Below are 1,556 nucleotides of genomic sequence, written 5' to 3' on the forward strand. Positions count from 1 at the left end.
TTTACAACAACTGCCTGAAAACCTGTTGAATGATTTCTATCGAAAATCCATCAATAAAAAAGGAAGCTTTATCAGCTCCCCTTTAGAAATATGGAGCGGGAGAAGAGTCTCGAACTCTCGACCTCAACCTTGGCAAGGTTGCGCTCTACCAACTGAGCTACTCCCGCATCGACAGGTGCACATTATAGAGGAATGACTTTGCTTGTCAAGCACTCCCGGCACCAAACTACAGCAAATGTCCTGCGCTTTCCTTGATCAAGGGCCACGCCTTGCGCAGATAATAAAACATGGACCACACTGTCAGCACCGCTGCGACCAGCAAGAGCCATTGGCCCCAGATGCGCGTATCGATACCAAAGAAATCTTCGTAATACAGCAGCATAGGGATCGCCACCATTTGCGCTATCGTCTTGATCTTGCCTAAAGAACTGACCGCCACCGATTTGGATGCGCCAATCTGCGCCATCCATTCACGCAAGGCGGAAATCGTGATTTCACGTCCTATGATGATGAAGGCGATGACGGCATTCACGCGACCGAATTCGATCAATACCAGCAAGGCGCCGGCGACCATCAATTTGTCGGCGACCGGATCGAGGAATGCGCCAAAAGCCGAGGTCTGGTTCCAGCGACGCGCCAGGAAGCCATCTACCCAGTCGGTCAATGCAGCCACGATGAAAATCAGGGTGGAAGCCAGGCTCTTGTCGAACGGACCCAGCCATGAATCGGGCAGATACAGCACGCCGACCATCAGTGGAATCAACGCGACGCGCAGCCAGGTGAGAAGAATAGGGATATTGATGGGCATATCAAACTTTACATTTTCATGAATGTGCACAATGCACGCTTTGCATGTGCACCCGTAATCTAATGCAATTGCTTGTAAATGTCTTCTGCCAATTGCCGTGAAATGCCTTCGACCGTCGATAAATCGTCGACACTGGCGTCCACCACGCCGCGCAAGCCGCCAAAGCGCGCCAGCAATTTCTGCCGGCGCTTGGCGCCTATGCCCTCTATCTCTTCCAGGCGCGAGGTCTGGCGGGCCTTGGCCCGCTTGGCGCGCATGCCGGTAATGGCGAAGCGATGCGCCTCGTCGCGGATTTGCGCAATCAGCATCAGGGCGCCGGATTCCTTGCCGAGCTCCTGTGCCGCACGGCCATCGACGAAGACCAGCGTTTCCAGCCCGACCTTGCGGCCCTCGCCTTTGGACACGCCAACAATCAGGCTGATATCCAGCCCCAGCTCGACGAACACCTGGCGCGCCATTTCAACCTGGCCCTTGCCGCCATCGATCAACACAACGTCGGGCATTACGCCCTCGCCATTGGCAACCTTCTCATAGCGGCGCATCAGTACCTGGCGCATCGCGGCGTAATCGTCGCCGGGCGTGATGTCGTTGATGTTGTAGCGGCGATACTCGCCGTTCTGCATCGCGTGGTGATGGAACACCACGCACGATGCCTGCGTTGCCTCACCCTGCGTATGGCTGATATCGAAGCACTCGACACGGAACGCTTCTATATCCGCCACGTCCAGCCCCAGCGCATCGACCAGCA

General features: G+C 55.5%; 2 protein-coding genes and 1 tRNA gene. All 3 read right to left on the reverse strand.

Annotation, left to right across the window (positions count from 1 at the left end):
* Positions 1-91 precede the first annotated feature (91 nt).
* A tRNA-Gly gene (locus tag Q7T06_RS00400) sits at positions 92-167 on the reverse strand.
* A 59-nt stretch (positions 168-226) separates the two neighbouring features.
* The gene (pgsA, locus tag Q7T06_RS00405) at positions 227-808 is read right to left on the reverse strand and encodes a CDP-diacylglycerol--glycerol-3-phosphate 3-phosphatidyltransferase (protein ID WP_304778264.1); all 582 of its coding nucleotides are present in this window, start codon (positions 806-808) and stop codon (positions 227-229) included.
* 59 nt (positions 809-867) lie between these two features.
* Positions 868-1,556 (reverse strand): helix-hairpin-helix domain-containing protein (locus Q7T06_RS00410; protein WP_304778267.1); only part of this gene is annotated, 689 nt, incomplete at its 5' end.

The organism is Herminiimonas sp., assembly GCF_030645555.1.
Classification (GTDB): domain Bacteria; phylum Pseudomonadota; class Gammaproteobacteria; order Burkholderiales; family Burkholderiaceae_D; genus Oxalicibacterium.

Excerpts from the sequence above, each read along its gene's own strand:
- pgsA (WP_304778264.1), bottom strand. The coding sequence starts at position 808 with ATGCCCATCAATATCCCTATTCTTCTCACCTGGCTGCGCGTCGCGTTG.